We start from the raw sequence: 17,245 nt of genomic DNA, 5'->3' as shown, positions 1-17,245 counted from the left end.
GCGCGCTCCCGTCAGGCAACGACCCCGGCACCACGCAGCATCGCGATCCGCTCGGGCGATAGATCGAGCACTTCGGCCAGGATCGCATCGGTATGCTGGCCCAGCACCGGCGGCGCCTGGGGCACCGGCTGCTCGGCGTCAGTGAAGCGGATAGACCGATTGACGATGGGAATGGCCCCCAGGACGGCGTGCTCGGTCTCGACGACCATGCCGCGCGCCTGCGCCTGGGGTTGCGCCAGAGCCTCGCTCACGCCCAGGATCGGGGCGTGCGGCACCTCGTGCGCAGTGAAGATCGCCACCAGTTCATCGACGGAATGACGCGAGGTGAAATCCGCGACGATCGCGTTGACCTCCTCGCGGGAGTCGCGGCGCTTTTCCAGCGTGTCGTAGCGCGGGTCCTCGGCCAGTTCCTCGCGTCCGATCGAGCGGCAGATGCGTGCCCAGAAGCTGGGGGTCAGGCAGGCGATCACGATCGAGCCCTCCCGCGCCGGGAATATTCCGTAAGGCACGAGGTTGGGATGCTGCGAGCCCACCCGCTGCGGGTCCGACCCGGTGAAGAAGGCGAGCTGCGCAATGTAGCCGAGCATGCCCATCAGGCCATCCATCAGGCTGATGTCGATATGACGCCCCAACCCGGTGCGTTCCCGCTCATAGAGCGCGGACAGTACGCCGATCGGCCCGTTGATCCCGCCAACGAGATCGCCGAGCGGAATGCCCAGCTTGGTCGGCAGCCCACCCGCCTCGCCATTCATCGACAGTGCGCCGGACATCGCTTGGAGCACGATATCGAAGCTGGGCCGGTCCCGGAGCGGTCCGGTCTGGCCATAGCCCGAGATCGAACAGTAGATCAGCCGGGGATTGATCGCGTGCAGTTCCTCCCAGCCGAGCCCCAGCCGCTCCATCACCCCCGGACGGTAGTTTTCGACCAGGACGTCGCACCGCGCGGCAAGGTCCTTGACGAGCGCCAGCCCTTCCGGGGTCTTGAGGTCGACGACGATCGACTTCTTGCCCCGGTTGACCGCGAGGTAATAGTGGCTCTCGCCGTCGCGGGTCGGAGGAAAGCTGCGGGTTTCGTCCCCGGTCCCGGGCGGCTCGATCTTGAACACCTCGGCGCCGAGATCCGCCAACGCGAGGCTGGCGGCGGGACCGGCGAGAACGCGCGTGAAGTCGATCACGCGAACGCCCGCCAGGGGGCCTGACCAGCCAGCCGCCCCGCACACGGTCACGCCAGGGCCTCCCGGAAGAAACGCAGGATCGCCTCGATCGCATCACGCCCTTCGGGCAGTGCGAACTGGTAGTGGTAGCAATGCCCCAGGCCTTCTCCAACGATCAGACTGGAGCGCACGCCCGCCTTGAGCAACTGCGAATGCGTGAAGATGGCCGGACTGAGGTCTATAGCCCGGGTGCCGGTCAGGATCAGCGCCGGAGGAAAGGCGGCCAGAACATCGAGATGCCAGCCGGGCCAGGCGCTCGGATCGCGTAGGTCGCATCCTGCGAAGTACCCGCGCGTGATGTCGAAAGCGGCGCTTCCATCGGCAGGGGGCGGGGGAAACGAGGCATCGGTGTACCCCGTGACGTAAGCCGATTCGCCCGTGCCGAAGGGCACTGCGCCCGCCCCGAACACGCCGATGGCCCCCGCCTGGGGCAGGTCATGGGTCGCCAGCCAGGCGGCCACCTGCGTGGTGAGGGCGCCGCCTGCAGAGCCGCCATAGATCCCGATGCGTCCCGGCGCATAGTCGGCAAGGAGCGCACGATAGACCGCAGCGACATCCTGCACGCCCGCCGGATGACGGTGCTCGGGCGCCATGCGATAGTTGACGCTGACGACGCGGATGCGGCCGAGCGCGGCGATCGGGATGGCTTCGACGAGCGCCACTCCGTCCCAGCCGACGCAGAACGCGCCGCCATGCAGGTTGATGAGGACGCGCCGCGGGTCGTGCCCGCCGTCGGCCGGCGTGACATCGAGCACCTCGACGCCGCCGATCTCCCCCCGCACGACAGTGACCGGAAACGTTGCATGCAGCCGCTCGATCTGCGGCGCCATGTAAGCGTTGATCTGTGCGCGGCGGACGACGATGTCGTCGTCCTGCCCGCCGGCATCGAACACAGGCATCGCCGCGCGCAGCCGCTGCAGGGCCGCAGCTTCCTCGCTTACCAGGTTGGAGACGGGCAGGGTAAAGGCCGGCACCTGAACACTGCCGTCGGGAAGGAACGCCGGCATCGCGCGGGTCATCGTGTCCATGGCCTCTCCCAATCCGCCGGCGTCTCGCCTCCGCGGGTATCCGTCGCCAAGCCTAGGCCCGGCGACGGCCAAGATCACCCCCGCTTCACGCCTTGCTCGGCAATTCCGCCACGGCGGTGCCGAAGGCCGAAAGCTCGCCGCGGTGCGTGGTCGCCTTCTGCGCCACCTCGACGTACTTCTTGCCGTTCTCCTCGAACTTGCGGGTCACTTCGCCGGTGATGACGATGGCATCGCCGTCGGGGTTGTGGCGGCGGATCTGGCAGCTCGACTTGTGCAGGAAGCCATCGTCGCCGATCCAGTCGGTCATGTGGTGGGTCAGCCAAGAGCAGCGCTCCGGACCGTAGTCGTAGGCGCCCGGCGCCCCGACCTCAAGGGCGAAGGCTTCGTCCCAGTGCACGCGCTCGGGGCAGTCGGGCACGTTGAAGCGGTTGCGGATGCCGAGGCCCGGGTGCGCCTTCTGCATCTTGTAGGCCAGCTTGTTGGCGCGGATATAGAGGCCGCCCCAGCCTTGCGCGTAGCAGATGAAGCCGGTGACGGTCATCGGCCCCTTCATCATCGGCGGCAGCTTGTCGCCGACGTTGACGTCCTCGAAATAGCGCGGGATCGCGCCGCGCGCTTCTTCCTGGTCGTAGATCTCGTAGAACTCGTCGAGCTGTTCCTGCGTGAACGGCTCCACGCGGCCGCGCGCCTCGGTGTACTTGGTGCCACGCTCGCGCGCCTCGTCACGGTCGGTGCGGAACACCCAGCTGTCCGCGCCCGCGACGTGGTCGCCATGCTGGTTGTAGAAATCGACGTGGTAGATCTGCTGGAACGAGCGGCCCGCGAACTTGGTCTGGTGCTCGACCAGATCCTTCAGGTACGCCTCGACGCGGATCGTGTCGTTGCGCAGCACCGGCTTGTGCCAGGTCCAGTCGGCCCCCGCCCACATCGCGTGCACGCCCGAGAGACCGCCGCAGTAGCCCGAGATGATACGGCTGGTGGTGAACAGAAACGAAGGCAGCGCGACGAGCGAGCCGTACTTCGTCTTCGCCGCGTACTCGGGATCGCACCACAGCGGGTTGTCGTCGCCGATGCCATGCGCGTAATGGCGGATGGCATCGCGGGTCGCCTCGTAGTTCCAGGGTTCGACGGTGTTCTCGATTTTCACGCCGATGCGCTGGCGCAGGTCGTCGAGCCCTTCCTCGGTGATCTTGGGGAACTTGTTCTTCGGTTCTGCTGTGGTGGCCATTTCTTGTACTCTCCTGAATATGTCAGCCGACCGCTTCGGCGGCTTTCGCAGCTTCACGGTCGCGCAGCATCTTGCGGTGGACCTTGCCTGCGGGGTTCTTGGGAAGCTCGTCGACGAACTCGACGAGACGCGGGAATTCATGCTGCGCGAGGCGTTCGCGGGTGAAGTCCTGAAGCTCGCGCACGAAAGCCGCGTCACCGGCGCGGTTGGCGACGACGAAGGCTTTCACCACCTGCCCGCGCTTGTCGTCGGGCACGCCGATCACGCCGCATTCGAGGACGTTGTCGTGGCGCAGCATCGTGTTCTCGATCTCGACCGCGCTCATCGTCCAGCCGGCCGAGATGATGACGTCGTCGGCCCGGCCGCAGTGATAGAAGTAGCCGTCCGCGTCGATTTTCGCGCGGTCCTTGGTGGTCACCCAGCCGCCGCCCCGCCAGAGCATCAACTCGCCGATCTCGCCGGGATCGCAGGGGCTCCCGTCAGGCCGCTGGACCTCCAGCTTCTGCCCCGGCACCGCTTTGCCCAGCGATCCCGGCTTGACCGTGAAATCGTCCGCCCCGGGATAGTTCACCAGCACCACGCCGATTTCGGTGGTGCCGTACATCGAGCAGGCCGGCACCTTGAACCACTGGTCGATCCACTCCAGCGTCGCCGGGTCGATCGGTTCTCCCGTGAAGGACAGCTTGTCGAAGTGGAACGCGAAGTCGGCCGCCTTCCCGCTGTTCTTCATCATGCGGTAATGTGTCGCTGCCGCCGACATGTTGGTGATGCCGAAGTCGTCCAGCGCCTTCATCAGCCGCACCGGATCGAAGCGGCCCGCAAAGGTCCCGGTCGTCACGCCCATGGCCAGCGGCGCCAGCGTGCCATGCCACAGCCCGTGTCCCCAGGCCGGGCTGGAGGGGCAGAAGAACGCATCCCCCGGGCGGATCCCGGTGCCGTAGAGCGCCGCGAACATCAGCGTCACCAGGGTGCGGTGCGAGTGCTTGACCGCCTCGGGCAGTTCGCGCGTGGTGCCGCTGGTGTACTGGAACACCGCCATGTCGTTGGCGCGCGTCCTGGGTGTGTAGCTGGTCGGCAGGTCGGCAAGCGACGCGAGGAACGCCGCGTCCGCCACGATCACCCTTGGCCGCTCGAGTCCATCCCGGTCATCCGCCGCGACAGACCGCGCAAGTTCGGCCTTTTCGGCGTTGGTGATGAGGATCGATGGCTCGCAGTCGCCCACCCTCAGGCGCAATGCGTCCGGCCCGAACAGGGTGAACAGCGGCACCGAGATCGCGCCGGTCTGCATCGCCCCGAACAGGCACACGTAGAAGGGCAGCGACGGCTCCAGCATGAAGGCAATCCGCTCGCCCGGCTGCACGCCTTGCGCGCCGAGCCAGTGCGCGAACTGCGCTGCGCCCTTCGCGATCGTGTCGAAGCTGAGCACTTCGTCCGCGCCGTCGGCGTGGGCGATCCGCACCGCCGCCCGGCCCGAGCCGTCGGCATGGCGGGTCACGCATTCGTGCGCGATGTTGAAGTATTCACGGTCGCCGTCGAACAGCTCCCACAACGCCGCCGAGGAGGCATGGGCCTGCGCATCGGCGTAGCGCGTATAGTCGGTCAGCCCTGAAATCATCTTGGCCATCAACCGTCCTGTCCCCTGGCTCATCCCCGTCCGGCCGAATCGCCGCGACGAAGATTGTCCTTGTGTTCAGCAATAGAGCTGCCACGGGGCAGTTGTTTTTGTAAATATTGAATGTTATTCTATATATTGAATGAAAGACGTCAGCCATACCGTCAAGGCCAGCAAGGCCCCAGCCATCGCCCGGGCGGCGGCCGTGCTGCGTCTCCTCGGCAAGCGCGGCGCGCCCATGGGCGTCCAGGCGATCGCCCGTGAACTGGGCCTTGTCCCAAGCACCTGCCTCTATGTGCTGAGGGCGCTCGTGGCCGAGGAACTGGTGGCTTTCGATCCCGATACAAAGCGCTACGCCCTTGATGCGGGCGTACTGACGCTGGCCCGCGCCTGGCTGCGCAAGGACCGGTTTTCCGACCTCGCCCAACCCGCCCTCGACCGCATCGCACGGGAGTTCGGGACCACGACTCTCGGCGTTCAGGTATTTGGGCTGGACCACATCATCGTCACGGCGATGTCGCAGTCGGGACAGAACTTCCAGCTCTCGACGCAAGTGGGCAGCCGCTTTCCAGCCTTGGTCTCGGCAACCGGACGCTGCATCGCCGCCTTTGGCGATCATCGACCCGAAGACCTGAAACCCCGCTTCGATCGCCTGCGCTGGGACGAGGCGCCGGGCTGGGACACCTGGCTCGCGCAAGTCGAGGACGCGCGCCAGACCGGCGTTGCAGTCGATGAAGGCAACTACATTGCCGGCGTCACCGTGATCGCGGCGCCGGTGTGGAAGGGCGGGCGGCCGAGCCATGCCCTCGTGGCGATCGGCATCGGGGCTGCGCTGCGCAGTGAGTTGCCGCAATTGAAGGTGACTTTGCGGGCTTCAGCCCGCTCCCTCAGCGAGCAGATGGACGTCTGATCGCCGTTTGTCCGTCAGGCCGCGTAATGCGCCTCACCAACGCCACGAAAGGACTGCGCTTCGCCTGCTGCGCCTGCACCTCACCTGCATGGAGCAGCCCGACCTCACGCACCAGTTCGAAGTCGCGCACGGGCACGAAGCGCTCGGGGCCTGCCGCGAAGCTCTCGGGCATCATGCCGATCCCCGCGCCGCTGCGCACCACGGCCAGCACCCGCTCGTCGCTGGTGGTCTTGAGCACGAAGCGGGGACGGACACCCCGCTCAACGAAGAAGCGATTGATTTCGGGCAAGGCCTCGCAGTGGCGGCGCAGGGCCATGCGGTCGCGGGCCAGTTGCTCGGCCTGGACCTCGCTCTCGCCCGCAAGCGGGTGGTCGGGCGGCAGGACCATCATATAGCGTTCGCGCGCGAGCACTTCGGGCGCGAAACGGGCATGGTGCGGGCGCACGACGCTCAGCGCCAGATCGATCCGGCCGCGCTCGAGCCGTTCGGCGATGTCGCGCTCCGAGCCGTCCAGGATTTCCAGCGCCTCGCCGGAACCGAGCGCGCGGTGTGCCGTCAGCCAGCCCTCGACGAGCCGCGTCGGGATCGTGTTGAGGATACCGATCCGCAGCAACGTGGGATCGGTCACCTCGCTCAGTTCGACCAGCGCGTGCTCATATTCGGCCGCAATGCGGCGCGCGCGCACGAGGAAGCGACTGCCGGCGGGGGTCAGGGCGACACGCTGGCGGTCGCGATCGAACAGACGGGCGCCGAGTTCGCGTTCGAGCTTGGCGATCCCGGCGGAGAGGGTAGGCTGCGTCACGCTCACCCGCCTGGCGGCGCGGCTGAAGTTGCCGGTTTCCGCCACGGCGAGGAAGTAGCGCAGGAGGTACTGATCGATCATAGACACTGTCTATGACGAGGTGCGGAAACTTTCAATTTCCGCTTTCGTTGTGAGCTGTCTAGATAGATGCGGCAAATCGAAGAGGCTGGCGAGATGCCGCCCGCAACGAAGGAAGAGGCATGAGCGCGCCGGTCCTGCAGACCCAGCTGAACAGCGACAGTCCCGAAGCGAAGGCCCGCGACGCGCACAACCGCGCGCTCGCTGCGGACCTGCACGAGCGGGTGGCCAAGGCGGCACTCGGAGGGGACACAAGGGCACGTGAACGGCACTTGGCGAGGGGCAAGCTGCTCCCGCGCGACCGTGTCGAACGCCTGCTCGATGCCGGATCGCCCTTCCTCGAAATCGGCCAGCTTGCCGCCAACGGCATGTATGGCGACGAAGTGCCCGGCGCCGGGATCATCGCCGGGATCGGCCGGGTATCGGGCCGACAGTGCATGGTCTTCGCCAACGACGCTACGGTGAAGGGCGGCACCTATTTCCCGCTCACCGTCAAGAAGCACATCCGCGCGCAGGAAATCGCGGCGACCAATCGCCTGCCCTGCATCTACCTCGTCGACAGCGGCGGCGCCAACCTGCCCAACCAGGCCGAGGTCTTCCCCGACCGCGACCACTTCGGACGCTTCTTCTTCAACCAGGCGCAGATGAGCGCGCGCGGCATCCCGCAGATCGCCAGCGTCATGGGCAGTTGCACGGCAGGCGGCGCCTATGTCCCGGCGATGAGCGACGAGACGGTGATCGTGAAGGATCAGGGCACCATCTTCCTCGCCGGGCCGCCGCTGGTACAGGCCGCGACCGGGGAGATCATCAGCGCCGAGGACCTTGGCGGCGGCGATCTCCATTCGCGCAAGTCGGGCGTCACCGACCATCTGGCGCAGGACGACGAACATGCGCTGACCATCGTGCGCGACATCGTCAGCCATCTCGGTCCGGCGTATCGCCACGGCCTGAATGTGCAGGACGCGCGCCCGCCCAGATATGCGGCGGAAGATCTGTACTCGATCATCCCCGAGGACGTCCGCGCGCCCTACGACGTCCACGAAGTGATCGCCCGTATCGTCGATGGCTCCGAGTTCCATGAATTCAAGGCGCTCTACGGCTCCACGCTGGTCTGCGGCTTCGCGCATATCCACGGATTGCCGGTGGCGATCCTCGCCAACAATGGCGTGCTGTTCTCCGAGAGCGCGCAGAAGGGCGCGCACTTCATCGAACTGGCCTGCCAGCGCGGCATCCCGCTGCTGTTCCTGCAGAACATCTCCGGCTTCATGGTCGGCGGCAAGTACGAGGCCGAGGGCATCGCCAAGCACGGCGCCAAGCTGGTCACCGCTGTCGCCACCGCGCAAGTGCCCAAGCTGACGGTGCTGATCGGCGGCTCGTTCGGTGCGGGCAACTACGGGATGTGCGGGCGCGCCTACGACCCGCGCTTCCTGTTCACCTGGCCCAATGCGCGCATCTCGGTAATGGGCGGCGAGCAGGCGGCTTCGGTACTGGCCACGGTCCACCGCGATGCGGCGAAGTGGTCCGCCGAGGATGCAGAGGCCTTCAAGGCCCCGATCCGCCAGAAGTACGAGGACGAGGGCAACCCCTATTACGCCACCGCGCGGCTGTGGGACGACGGGGTGATCGACCCGGTGCAGACCCGCGACGTCCTCGGGCTGGCACTCTCCGCGTGCCTCGAAGCCCCGATCGAGGAGGCGCCCCGCTTCGGGGTGTTCCGGATGTGAGCCGGGATACCCTGTTCGTGCTCGACTTCGACTGGCCGGACCCGGCCTACGAAGGGCGCCGCTTCTACTGCAAGGACAGCGTCACGGTGGAGGGCCTGCTGGCGCTGTTCCCTGACCGCGCCGCGAACATCGAGGTCGTGCGCGTCGGATGGCCGCGCCCCCGCGCCGAAGTCGTCGCGGTACTGGGCGAGGAAAACCAGAACCTGCCTGCGCTGGCCTTTACCGAGGGCGGCTTCGTCAACGCAATCGAGCCGCTGTTGGCAGCCCTCCATACCCGCCACGGCTTCCCGGAGCGTCACCCATGATCACTTCTCTGCTCATCGCCAACCGCGGCGAGATCGCCTGCCGCATCATCCGTACCGCGCGCGCCATGGGCATCCGCACCATCGCGGTCTATTCCGACGCCGATGCACAGGCGCTCCACGTTCGCGAGGCCGACGAGGCCGTCCACATCGGCCCCTCGCCCACGCGCGAAAGCTACCTTGTGGGCGAGAAGATTCTCGCCGCCGCGAAGGCGACCGGTGCCGAGGCCATTCACCCGGGTTACGGCTTCCTGTCCGAGAACGCCGAGTTCGCGCAGGCCGTCATCGACGCAGGGCTGGTCTGGGTCGGGCCGAACCCGTCCTCGATCACGGCAATGGGCCTCAAGGACGCCGCTAAAAAGCTCATGGCAGAAGCCGGCGTGCCGGTGACGCCGGGCTACATGGGCGCGGACCAGGAACCCGACCTGCTTAGGCAAGAGGCCGACAAAATCGGCTATCCGGTGCTCATCAAGGCGGTCGCCGGCGGCGGCGGCAAGGGCATGCGCCTCGTCGAGAGTGCCGACGCCTTCGCCGACGCGCTCGCCTCCTGCAAGCGCGAGGCGGCGGCCTCTTTCGGCAACGACCACGTGCTGATCGAAAAGTACATCGCCTCTCCCCGCCACATCGAGGTGCAGGTCTTCGGCGACCGGCACGGCAACGTCGTCCACCTGTTCGAGCGCGACTGCTCGCTTCAGCGCCGTCACCAGAAGGTCATCGAGGAAGCCCCCGCGCCCGGCATGGATGCCGCCACGCGCGAAGCGCTGTGCGCCGCCGCCGTGCGCGCCGCAAAGGCCGTGGACTATGTCGGCGCCGGGACCATCGAGTTCATCGCCGACGGCTCTGGTGCACTCTCCGCCGACCGCATCTGGTTCATGGAAATGAACACCCGCCTGCAGGTGGAGCACCCGGTCACCGAGGCGATCACGGGGGTCGATCTCGTCGAATGGCAGCTGCGCGTTGCCAGCGGCGAGCCGCTGCCTCTGGCGCAGCACGACCTGACCATCGACGGCTGGGCGATGGAAGCGCGCCTCTATGCGGAAGACCCGGCGAAGGGCTTCCTTCCCAGCATCGGCCGCCTCGAACTGCTGCAATTCGGCGAATCCGAAGGCGCCAAGGAAACAGGGCGCATCGACACCGGCGTCTACGAGGGCGCCGAAGTCTCGCCCTTCTACGATCCCATGATCGCCAAGATCATCGCCTGGGGCGACGACCGCGACGAAGCGCGCGAACGGCTCGGCGCGATGCTCGAGGACACCGCCGTCTGGCCGGTACGCACCAATGCCTCGTTCCTCGTCAAAGCGCTGCAGCACCCCGACTTCGCGGCGGGCAAAGTCGATACCGGCCTGATCGGGCGCGACGGCGAGGCTCTGGCGCAGCCGCCGGTGCCCTCTGCTGATGCCCTTCGCGCTGCCGCCGCCTCGCTCGTCCCGGTCGGCATCGCCCCCGGCCTGCGGCTGAACGCGCCGCCGCGCACCGCCGCGTGGTTCCTGCTCGACGGCGAGAAAGTCGAGATCGAAATCGACGGCGGCAGCGACGAGCCTGCCCGTAGCGTCCTTGTCACTGAACAGGGGCAGGCCTGGCTGCTGGCGCCATGGCGGCGCGACGGCGCGCATGGCGCGGCGGACAGTTCCGGCGCGATCCTGGCGCCGATGCCGGGCAAGGTCATCGCCGTCGAGGTGGAACAGGGCCAGACGGTGACCAGGGGACAGAAGCTCCTGACCCTTGAAGCCATGAAGATGGAGCACACCCTCACCGCGCCGTTCGACGGCACGGTCGCGGCGCTCGCGGCAGTCGCCGGCCAGCAGGTGCAGGTCGATGCCCTGCTCGCGCAGATCGAGGAGACCCAATAGGATGCCCGGACGTTTCTTCGACGAATGGCAGGTCGGTGACCGCCTGACCCACCAGCCCAGCCGAACCGTGACCGAGACCGACAACCTGCTGTTCTCGGCGATGACCCACAACATGCAGCCCCTGCACCTCGATGCCGAGACCGCCAAGGCCAGCGAGTTCGGGCAGATCCTGGTCAATTCGACCTTCACCTTCAGCCTCGCGGTGGGCCTGTCGATCGCGGACACGACGGTCGGCACGCTCGTCGCCAACCTCGGTTTCGACAAGGTGGTGACGCCCAAGCCGACCTTCATCGGCGATACCCTGACCTGCTCGAGCGAAGTGGTCGAGATGCGCGAAAGCAAGTCGCGCCCCGGTCAGGGGATCGTCGTGTTCCGGCACGAACTGACCAACCAGCGCGGGGAAGTGGCGCTGTCGATGCTGCGCACGGTGCTGCTGAAGAAGAAGGAGTAGGCCCTTCTTCACATCAGGCGCGGATCGACCACCGTGCGTACCGGTGTTCCGGGACCGGAGAGATTGGCGATCGCTGCAGCCACGGAGCCGAGCCCGATACGCTCGCCAAGCCACGGCGCCACGTCGATCCGGCCCTCGGCTATGCTGCGCATCGCGAGGTCCATGTCCTGCGGCTCCTCGCCGCCGGCGAACTGGATGTTGAGCCGCTTGTTCTGGGCGGCGAAGACGTAGAGCGGCTCGGGCTCCATGCAATAGCCGCCCATGACGAGGCGGCCGTCGAACGGCATGCTCTCGATGATCCGCTGCAACATGCCGGGCACGCCGACGTTCTCGTAGACGAGATTGACGCGCCGCCCGCCGAGATCGGGCAGCGGCCCGTAGGGATCGACTTCGCGCGGGTCGATGGCGATGTGCGCGCCCGCCTTCAGCGCCAGTTCCCGCCGGTCGGCGTGGAAGTCGGCCGCGACGATCGGCGCCGCTCCCGCCAGAGCAAGACCCGCGACGACGCCCAGCCCGATCGCCCCGCAGCCCAGCACCAGCGCCACGTCGTCCTTGCCGGGGCGGCCGCGCCGCGCATGTTCGAGGCCCACGGCAAGCGGTTCGATCAGGGCGGCATGATCGTCCGGCAGACCCTCGGGCACTTCGAGCAGCAAGTCCTCGTCGAGCAGCATCAGTTCTCCGCACCCGCCCGGACAATCGTGGCTGAAACCGACGACGGCGTGGGCTCCGCCCTGCCGCATGATCGGCACCGAAGTCACCCGCCGTCCGGGCGCGACCGGGCGGCGGCTACCCGCACCGTAGTCGATGACCTCGCCGACGAACTCGTGACCCGGCACGAAGGGACGCGCCTCGTCGAGCCCCGCATAAGGCCCGCCCATGCGCCGCGACAGCTCGATGACGTGACGACCGCCGGTCAGGAAGTGGGCATCCGATGCGCACAATCCGCAGGAATGCGTGCGCACCAGCGCCTGCCCCCGGCGCGGTTCCGGGTCGGGCAATTCGCGCACATGCACCGCGCCGTTCTCGATGCAGGCCGCCTTCATGCCGCCATCGCCTCGCGCAGCGCCGGCATCGTCGCGGCAAGCAGCCTCAGGTTCTTCCACCCCTCCTCAGGCGCGAGGCCGCCAAGCAGGGGCTGGAAGCCGATGTTGCCGCCTTCTGCCGCGCCCACCTTGTCGAGCAGCATCTGCGGCGTCCACGCCGCGAAGAGCCCGGCGTGGCGCAGCTTGGCGGGATCGGTGAGCCCCTTGAAGGGCGAGTTGGAGCCGTCGCCCTCGGCTTCGGCCCAATTCGCGTATTCGGTGATCACATGAACGGCGTGCGGCGCGATGGCGTCCCAGCCCTGATCCGGATCCTCGCACAAGTGGATCGCCATGGGCATGCCCGGGCGCGGGCGGAAGTACCGGCGCGGGGCATGTCCCAGCCGCGCGCATTCGGCGTGGTAGATGTCGACGAGGTCGCCCTTCATCGGCCCGAACCCGACCCCGAACTTCGCAGCCCGCCTGGCCGAGGCCGGCACGCCGCCGCCGACGAGGATGATGTCCTCGGGCTCCTGCACCGGCAGCGGGCGCACGAAGATCGGTCGCGGGCCGGTGCCGTCGTCATGCTCGAAACGCTCGCCCTTCAGCGCGCGCAGGATGATCTCCAGCCCCTCGTCCATCCGCTTCGCCCGGTCCCTGAGCGACTGGCGGAACATCGCGAATTCGTGCGGCACGTAGCCTGCACCAAAGATCACCCCCAGCCGCCCGTTCGACATGTTGTCGAGCACCGCGATCTGCTCGGCGAGTTCGAGCGGATCGTGCAGCGGCAGGATCACCGCGCCCAGCAGGAAGCGGATGCGCCTGGTCACCGCCGCCATGCCGCCCGCGAGGACGAAAGGCTGCGGCAGATAGCCGTCCTCCGAGCCGTGATGCTGCATCAGGCCGATCTGGTCGGCGCCGATCTCATCCGCGAAGGCCGCCATCTCGATCGCGGCTCGGTAGAGCTGCGGCGTCGGGCTCGCCCATTGCGGCGAGCGCATGTCGAACGAGACGGAAATCGTGAAGTCCTTCATTTCGCCGCTCCCTGCAGGCCGTGGGCAAGTGCCGTGTAGGACGGATCGCCCCGGTCCCGGCGCGCGCGGTCATGGCGGTACATCTCGGTCACGTCGCGCACGCAATCGTAGTCGGTGACGGTATCGCGGCGGTCGATGCGCCAGACCCCGCCGCGCCGGGACCAGCGATCACAGTAGCGCGACCATACTTCCATCTGGAGCAGCTTGCCCTCGCGCTCCATCCGCAGCGTCGCGGTGACGTAGGCCTCGCTCCCGGCCCGGTCGCCATTCACCTCGATCAACACGTTGGTGACCTGGTGCGAATGCGCGAGGAGCCCGCCGTGCGCCGCGCAGATCCAGTCGATCGCCGCGTGGCCTCCGCCCTTGAAGCCCCGCTCCCCGTAGTCCACGGTCGCATCCTCGTGGAACACCGCATGGCCCAGCGCCGTATCGAGCCGATCGACACTGCGACAGTATCGGTAGAGCTGCTCGGTGATGGCCTGCTTGTCCGCCAGTTCGCGCATCTCGCTCATCCCTTTGCATAAGCGGCGGAGATCGCCGCGATCCGTCGGATCCGCTCGCGCCGCTGGGCGGCGGAGGACGCGGACATGACCGCCTCGTCGTCGGCCTCGCCCCAGTTGCACACCGGGCCGAACGGCAGGCGCGCAAGGCCGAGGCGCGCCACTTCGTCGGCATCGGCAAGGCCGCCGGGCACCGCCATGCCGCGGGCCGCCATCAGTTCACGATGGGCCGGGGTATCGGTCCGGCCGAGCACGAAGCTGAGCACGTCGACACCGTGCGGCTCCAGTTCGGCCCAGAGCGCCTCGCACAGCACGAGGTCGAAGGCCTTGGTCGCGGCGTAGACGTTGATGCCGGGCAGCCCGCCGTAGCAGGCGCCCGAACCGACCACCATCAGCCCGCCCCGTCCCCGCGCGCGCATCGGCGCGGCGAAAGCGTGGAGCGCGCGGGTCACCGTCACCACGTTGCGGGCGACCAGCGCATCCCAGTTGGCGACCTCGGTATCGAGGAACATCGCGCCGTTGGGATCCGCACCCGCGTTGAGGATCAGCAGTCCCACTTCGCGTCCCGCAGCGATCGCCTGCAACTGCCCGGCCGCATCGGCTTCGGCCAGATCGATCGAGGCGGTCACGCATTCCACCCTTGCGCGCAGTTCATTCGCCAGCGCCTCCAGCGGCCCTGCGCGCCGGGCGACGAGGATGAGGTTCATCCCCTTGTCCGCCAGTTGGCGCGCAAAGGCCGCGCCGGTCCCTTCCGATGCCCCGGCGATCAGTGCCCAGGGACCATAGCGCGCTCTGAACGTCGCCTCCTGCATGCCATCGTCTCCCTTGCGACACGCCCGGCATTTGCGCTGGCGTCCGACAATCAAATTCAGTAAATACAGAATATGACGAACATCAAGCTGTCACAGCAGGACGAAGCCTTTCTTGACGCCATGGCGATGTTGATGGCCCCCTGGGGCTGGCCCCGGCCGGTCGGACGCATCTACGCCTACCTGCTTCTTCGCGAGGAGCCGGCGACACTCGACGAAATCGCCGCCGATCTCGGCATGAGCAAGAGCAACGCCAGCGTCGCCGCACGCACGCTCGAACACTGCGGCAACGCGCGAAGGCAGGGCGAGCCGGGAACGCGCCGCATCTACTATTCGGTGCCGCCCGAATTCAGCGGACCCTTCGTCGAGAAGGCGCAGTTGCTCGATCGCCAGGTGCGCCTGTTCGCCGATCAACGCCAGCGCGACATTGCCGCGCCGGTCGCCGAACGCTTTGCGCGCATCGGTGCATTCTACACTGCGATGCGCGAGGCGATCGAGCATGTGGTTGCCGATGCGCCGCCGGCCCGAACCGAGGAAGCCGCGACACTCGTGCGGTAGGCGGGGCGCGTCAGCTCCCGGCCGCACCCTCGATCCGCGCCGCCAGGGCAGGCACGTCGGCAAGCGCGCGCAGAGCGTCGTTCAGGTGCGTACAGCCCTGCGGCCCTCGCAGCTGGGCCAGCACCTCCTCGCGGATCTGTGCAAGGTTGCGGCCGACCAGCCGCTGCGTGTTCGCGATCGCTCCGGGGCACTCGGAGAAGGGCAGGATGCGCGCCTCCGGCTCGAGCGAGAGCAGTTCCAGCGTGGCCGCATCGGCGCGAGCGGTAAGGCGGTATTCGTGGATCGCCACGCGGCTGCCGTCGCGCCGCCTGGCGCTGTCCTGAAAGGCGGAATCGATGACGATCACGCCCGCTTCGGCGTCCCGCGTCACGTCGATGCGCCGGGCGCGGCGAAAGCCCGGTCCCTCGTCCTCGGCCAGATCGTGCCAGCCGAGCGGGTCGCCGGGGTTGCGCAAGTCGCCTGCATCGGCGTTTGCGACCTTTTCCGGATCGACGTCGTCCGTCATGCCGCTGTTGCCCTCCTGCAGGCCCCAGCACACGTTGACGCGCTGCGCCATCATCTGTGCGTGCCGTTCCTCGCCCAGCTTTTCGCGCAGGCGATCGGCCCAGTCAGGATGCCACTGCGACCACGCGAAGGAGCTGACCAGCGCCGTGCCCGACAGATCGTCGAGCACGATGTAGAGCGGATGCGCGGCGGCGACCATGTCCGGCATGATCTCGCGCAGCAGTCCGCGCAGATGCCCGCCCGCGCGCGCACCGACGAGTTGCCCGATCGCATCGCTGGAGGGCTGCGCGGTGATCGCGGTGATCGTCTTGTCCTCGGTCATGCGCGCTTCGTAGCGCCCCTCGGCGAGGGTCAGCCCGTCCTCTCCGGCAAGCGGCGTCCACAAGTCGCGCGCGGCGCCGATGAAACGGCGCTGGCCGTCGAGACCATCGGGCCACGAGACGTCGATGCTGGTCGTGCGCCGGACCGAGCCCGCCGGGCGCAGCGGGGCGGGATTGGCCGTGCGGCGCGGCGGCGGCGGAAGCGTGATCGTATCCATTACCAGGAACGCTGCACCCTCCCGCCCCCGCGATCAAGCCCCGGGTGAACGCTCCGGAGCCACCCGAACCAGCAGCTTGCCGACATGGTCATGCCCCGAAAACACGCTGGAAAAGGCCGCCGGGGCCGCGTCGATGCCTTCCTCGATGGCCTGGGCAAAGCGGATGCGCCCCTCCTTCATCCACCGGGCGATATCCTCCAGACCCTTTTGTCCGGCCAGCATTCCGGCAAAGCCCCTGATCTCGAGCCCCTTGTTCATGATCAGGCGGTAGAAGCCGGGCAGGCGATCGGGTCCCGGCCCTTCCATCCCGACCCCGTAATAGGCGATGAACCCGCACATCGGCATGCGCGCGCCGCGCTTGAGGAGCGGCAGGACGGTCATCGTCACGTCGCCGCCGACATTGTCGAGGTAGACCTCCGCCCCCTCCGGCATCGCTGCCTCCAGTTGCCGGGCAAAGTCCGGGGCCTTGTAGTCGGCCACCGCGTCGAAGCCGAGGTCGAGCAGCGCCGCGCACTTCGCTGCGCCGCCCGCGATGCCCACCGCCCGGCCGCCGAGCACCTTGACGATCTGCCCCGCGATCGAGCCCACAGCGCCCGCCGCCGCCGAGATCACCACCGTCTCGCCCGCCTTGACCCGGCCGACATTGACGATCCCCTCGTAAGCGGTCTGCCCCGGCCCGCCGAGCGCACCGAGTGCGGTCGAAACCGGCGCCAGTGCGGGATCGAGCTTGCGCGGCGGCCCGCGATAGTCGCTCCGGTCCGGCGCCAGCACCGCGTATTCCTGCCAGCCGGAGCGGCCCTCCACCACGTCGCCCGGCACGTAGTCGGGATGGTTCGAGGCGACGACCTCGCTCACTACCGGGCCGACCATGGGCTGTCCCAGTTCCATGCGCCCCGCTCCTGTCAGCACCGTCTCGTCGACCGCAAAACGCAGCAGCGGATCGACCGCGATGTAGAGCGTCTTCAGCAGGATCTCCCGCTCGCCCGGCCGGGGCAAGGGCACCTCCTCCACACGGAAATCGGAGGGCCGGGGATTGCCGCTGGCGTAAGCGGCCAGCACCACCTGCTTCATCGTGGCCGCCATT

At 67.8% G+C, this 17,245-nt stretch carries 17 protein-coding genes; 6 read left to right on the top strand and 11 right to left on the bottom strand.

From position 1 onward, the window contains the following. Positions 1 to 11: 11 nt before the first annotated feature. The 4 genes from ACODRZ_RS19375 to ACODRZ_RS19360 form a co-directional block, all read right to left on the bottom strand. Positions 12 to 1,226 carry a CaiB/BaiF CoA transferase family protein gene (locus ACODRZ_RS19375; protein ID WP_488972142.1) on the bottom strand — a complete coding sequence of 405 codons (1,215 nt, stop codon included), beginning with the start codon at positions 1,224 to 1,226 and terminating at the stop codon, positions 12 to 14. Further along, positions 1,223 to 2,242, bottom strand: a complete 1,020-nt coding sequence (locus ACODRZ_RS19370) for an alpha/beta hydrolase (RefSeq protein ID WP_488972141.1) — start codon at positions 2,240 to 2,242, stop codon at positions 1,223 to 1,225. The genes ACODRZ_RS19375 and ACODRZ_RS19370 overlap by 4 nt, the downstream gene beginning before the upstream one ends. 85 nt (positions 2,243 to 2,327) lie before the next feature. Beyond that, complete coding sequence (locus ACODRZ_RS19365) at positions 2,328 to 3,470, bottom strand: FAS1-like dehydratase domain-containing protein (protein WP_488972140.1); 1,143 nt, start codon at positions 3,468 to 3,470, stop codon at positions 2,328 to 2,330. A gap of 22 nt (positions 3,471 to 3,492) precedes the next feature. Next, entirely contained in the window at positions 3,493 to 5,094 is a 1,602-nt protein-coding gene (locus ACODRZ_RS19360) for an acetate--CoA ligase (RefSeq protein ID WP_488972139.1), read from the bottom strand. Between the two features lie 130 nt (positions 5,095 to 5,224). Between ACODRZ_RS19360 and ACODRZ_RS19355 the strand changes: the two genes are divergently transcribed. Further along, positions 5,225 to 5,992 (top strand): IclR family transcriptional regulator, encoded by a 768-nt coding sequence (locus tag ACODRZ_RS19355; RefSeq protein WP_488972138.1) that lies wholly within the window; start codon positions 5,225 to 5,227, stop codon positions 5,990 to 5,992. On the opposite strand, the gene ACODRZ_RS19350 is transcribed toward ACODRZ_RS19355, so the two are convergent. After that, complete coding sequence (locus ACODRZ_RS19350) at positions 5,970 to 6,875, bottom strand: LysR family transcriptional regulator (protein WP_488972137.1); 906 nt, start codon at positions 6,873 to 6,875, stop codon at positions 5,970 to 5,972. The two genes, ACODRZ_RS19355 and ACODRZ_RS19350, sit on opposite strands and share 23 nt — an antisense overlap. Positions 6,876 to 6,994: 119 nt before the next feature. Here ACODRZ_RS19350 and ACODRZ_RS19345 point away from each other — a divergent pair, with 119 nt between their 5' ends. Genes ACODRZ_RS19345 through ACODRZ_RS19330 form a run of 4 tightly spaced genes read left to right on the top strand, consistent with a single transcriptional unit; the run spans position 6,995 to position 11,199 of the window. Beyond that, complete coding sequence (locus ACODRZ_RS19345; protein WP_488972136.1) at positions 6,995 to 8,596, top strand: carboxyl transferase domain-containing protein; 1,602 nt, start codon at positions 6,995 to 6,997, stop codon at positions 8,594 to 8,596. Beyond that, complete coding sequence (locus ACODRZ_RS19340; RefSeq protein WP_488972135.1) at positions 8,593 to 8,901, top strand: DUF3088 family protein; 309 nt, start codon at positions 8,593 to 8,595, stop codon at positions 8,899 to 8,901. Before ACODRZ_RS19345 ends, ACODRZ_RS19340 begins: the two co-directional genes overlap by 4 nt. Beyond that, positions 8,898 to 10,748, top strand: coding sequence for an acetyl/propionyl/methylcrotonyl-CoA carboxylase subunit alpha (locus tag ACODRZ_RS19335; RefSeq protein ID WP_488972134.1), 1,851 nt, complete (start codon positions 8,898 to 8,900; stop codon positions 10,746 to 10,748). Before ACODRZ_RS19340 ends, ACODRZ_RS19335 begins: the two co-directional genes overlap by 4 nt. A 1-nt stretch (position 10,749) precedes the next feature. Then, complete coding sequence (locus ACODRZ_RS19330; RefSeq protein ID WP_488972133.1) at positions 10,750 to 11,199, top strand: MaoC family dehydratase; 450 nt, start codon at positions 10,750 to 10,752, stop codon at positions 11,197 to 11,199. Positions 11,200 to 11,207: 8 nt separating this feature from the next. Here ACODRZ_RS19330 and ACODRZ_RS19325 read toward each other — a convergent pair whose 3' ends face one another. The 4 genes from ACODRZ_RS19325 to ACODRZ_RS19310 are packed head-to-tail and all read right to left on the bottom strand — an operon-like array spanning position 11,208 to position 14,564. Beyond that, positions 11,208 to 12,242 carry a zinc-binding dehydrogenase gene (locus tag ACODRZ_RS19325; RefSeq protein ID WP_488972132.1) on the bottom strand — a complete coding sequence of 345 codons (1,035 nt, stop codon included), beginning with the start codon at positions 12,240 to 12,242 and terminating at the stop codon, positions 11,208 to 11,210. Continuing rightward, entirely contained in the window at positions 12,239 to 13,252 is a 1,014-nt protein-coding gene (locus ACODRZ_RS19320) for an LLM class flavin-dependent oxidoreductase (RefSeq protein WP_488972131.1), read from the bottom strand. The genes ACODRZ_RS19325 and ACODRZ_RS19320 overlap by 4 nt, the downstream gene beginning before the upstream one ends. Next, positions 13,249 to 13,764 carry a nuclear transport factor 2 family protein gene (locus ACODRZ_RS19315; protein ID WP_488972130.1) on the bottom strand — a complete coding sequence of 172 codons (516 nt, stop codon included), beginning with the start codon at positions 13,762 to 13,764 and terminating at the stop codon, positions 13,249 to 13,251. Before ACODRZ_RS19315 ends, ACODRZ_RS19320 begins: the two co-directional genes overlap by 4 nt. Further along, on the bottom strand, positions 13,761 to 14,564 hold the full coding sequence (locus ACODRZ_RS19310; RefSeq protein WP_488972129.1) for an SDR family NAD(P)-dependent oxidoreductase: 804 nt from the start codon (positions 14,562 to 14,564) through the stop codon (positions 13,761 to 13,763). The genes ACODRZ_RS19315 and ACODRZ_RS19310 overlap by 4 nt, the downstream gene beginning before the upstream one ends. Before the next feature lie 72 nt (positions 14,565 to 14,636). Between ACODRZ_RS19310 and ACODRZ_RS19305 the strand changes: the two genes are divergently transcribed. Next, positions 14,637 to 15,119: a GbsR/MarR family transcriptional regulator gene (locus ACODRZ_RS19305; RefSeq protein ID WP_488972128.1), complete on the top strand. Its 483-nt coding sequence runs from the start codon at positions 14,637 to 14,639 to the stop codon at positions 15,117 to 15,119. 10 nt (positions 15,120 to 15,129) lie between these two features. Here ACODRZ_RS19305 and ACODRZ_RS19300 read toward each other — a convergent pair whose 3' ends face one another. Beyond that, positions 15,130 to 16,161: a DUF2889 domain-containing protein gene (locus ACODRZ_RS19300; protein WP_488972127.1), complete on the bottom strand. Its 1,032-nt coding sequence runs from the start codon at positions 16,159 to 16,161 to the stop codon at positions 15,130 to 15,132. Between the two features lie 33 nt (positions 16,162 to 16,194). Continuing rightward, entirely contained in the window at positions 16,195 to 17,244 is a 1,050-nt protein-coding gene (locus tag ACODRZ_RS19295; protein ID WP_488972126.1) for an NADP-dependent oxidoreductase, read from the bottom strand. Between the last annotated feature and the right edge of the window lies 1 nt (position 17,245).

The sequence above is a fragment of the Novosphingobium sp. FG90 genome (assembly GCF_057808725.1).
The sequence above is the reverse complement of the archived record's forward strand: the minus strand, read 5'-3'. Positions and strand labels throughout refer to the sequence as shown.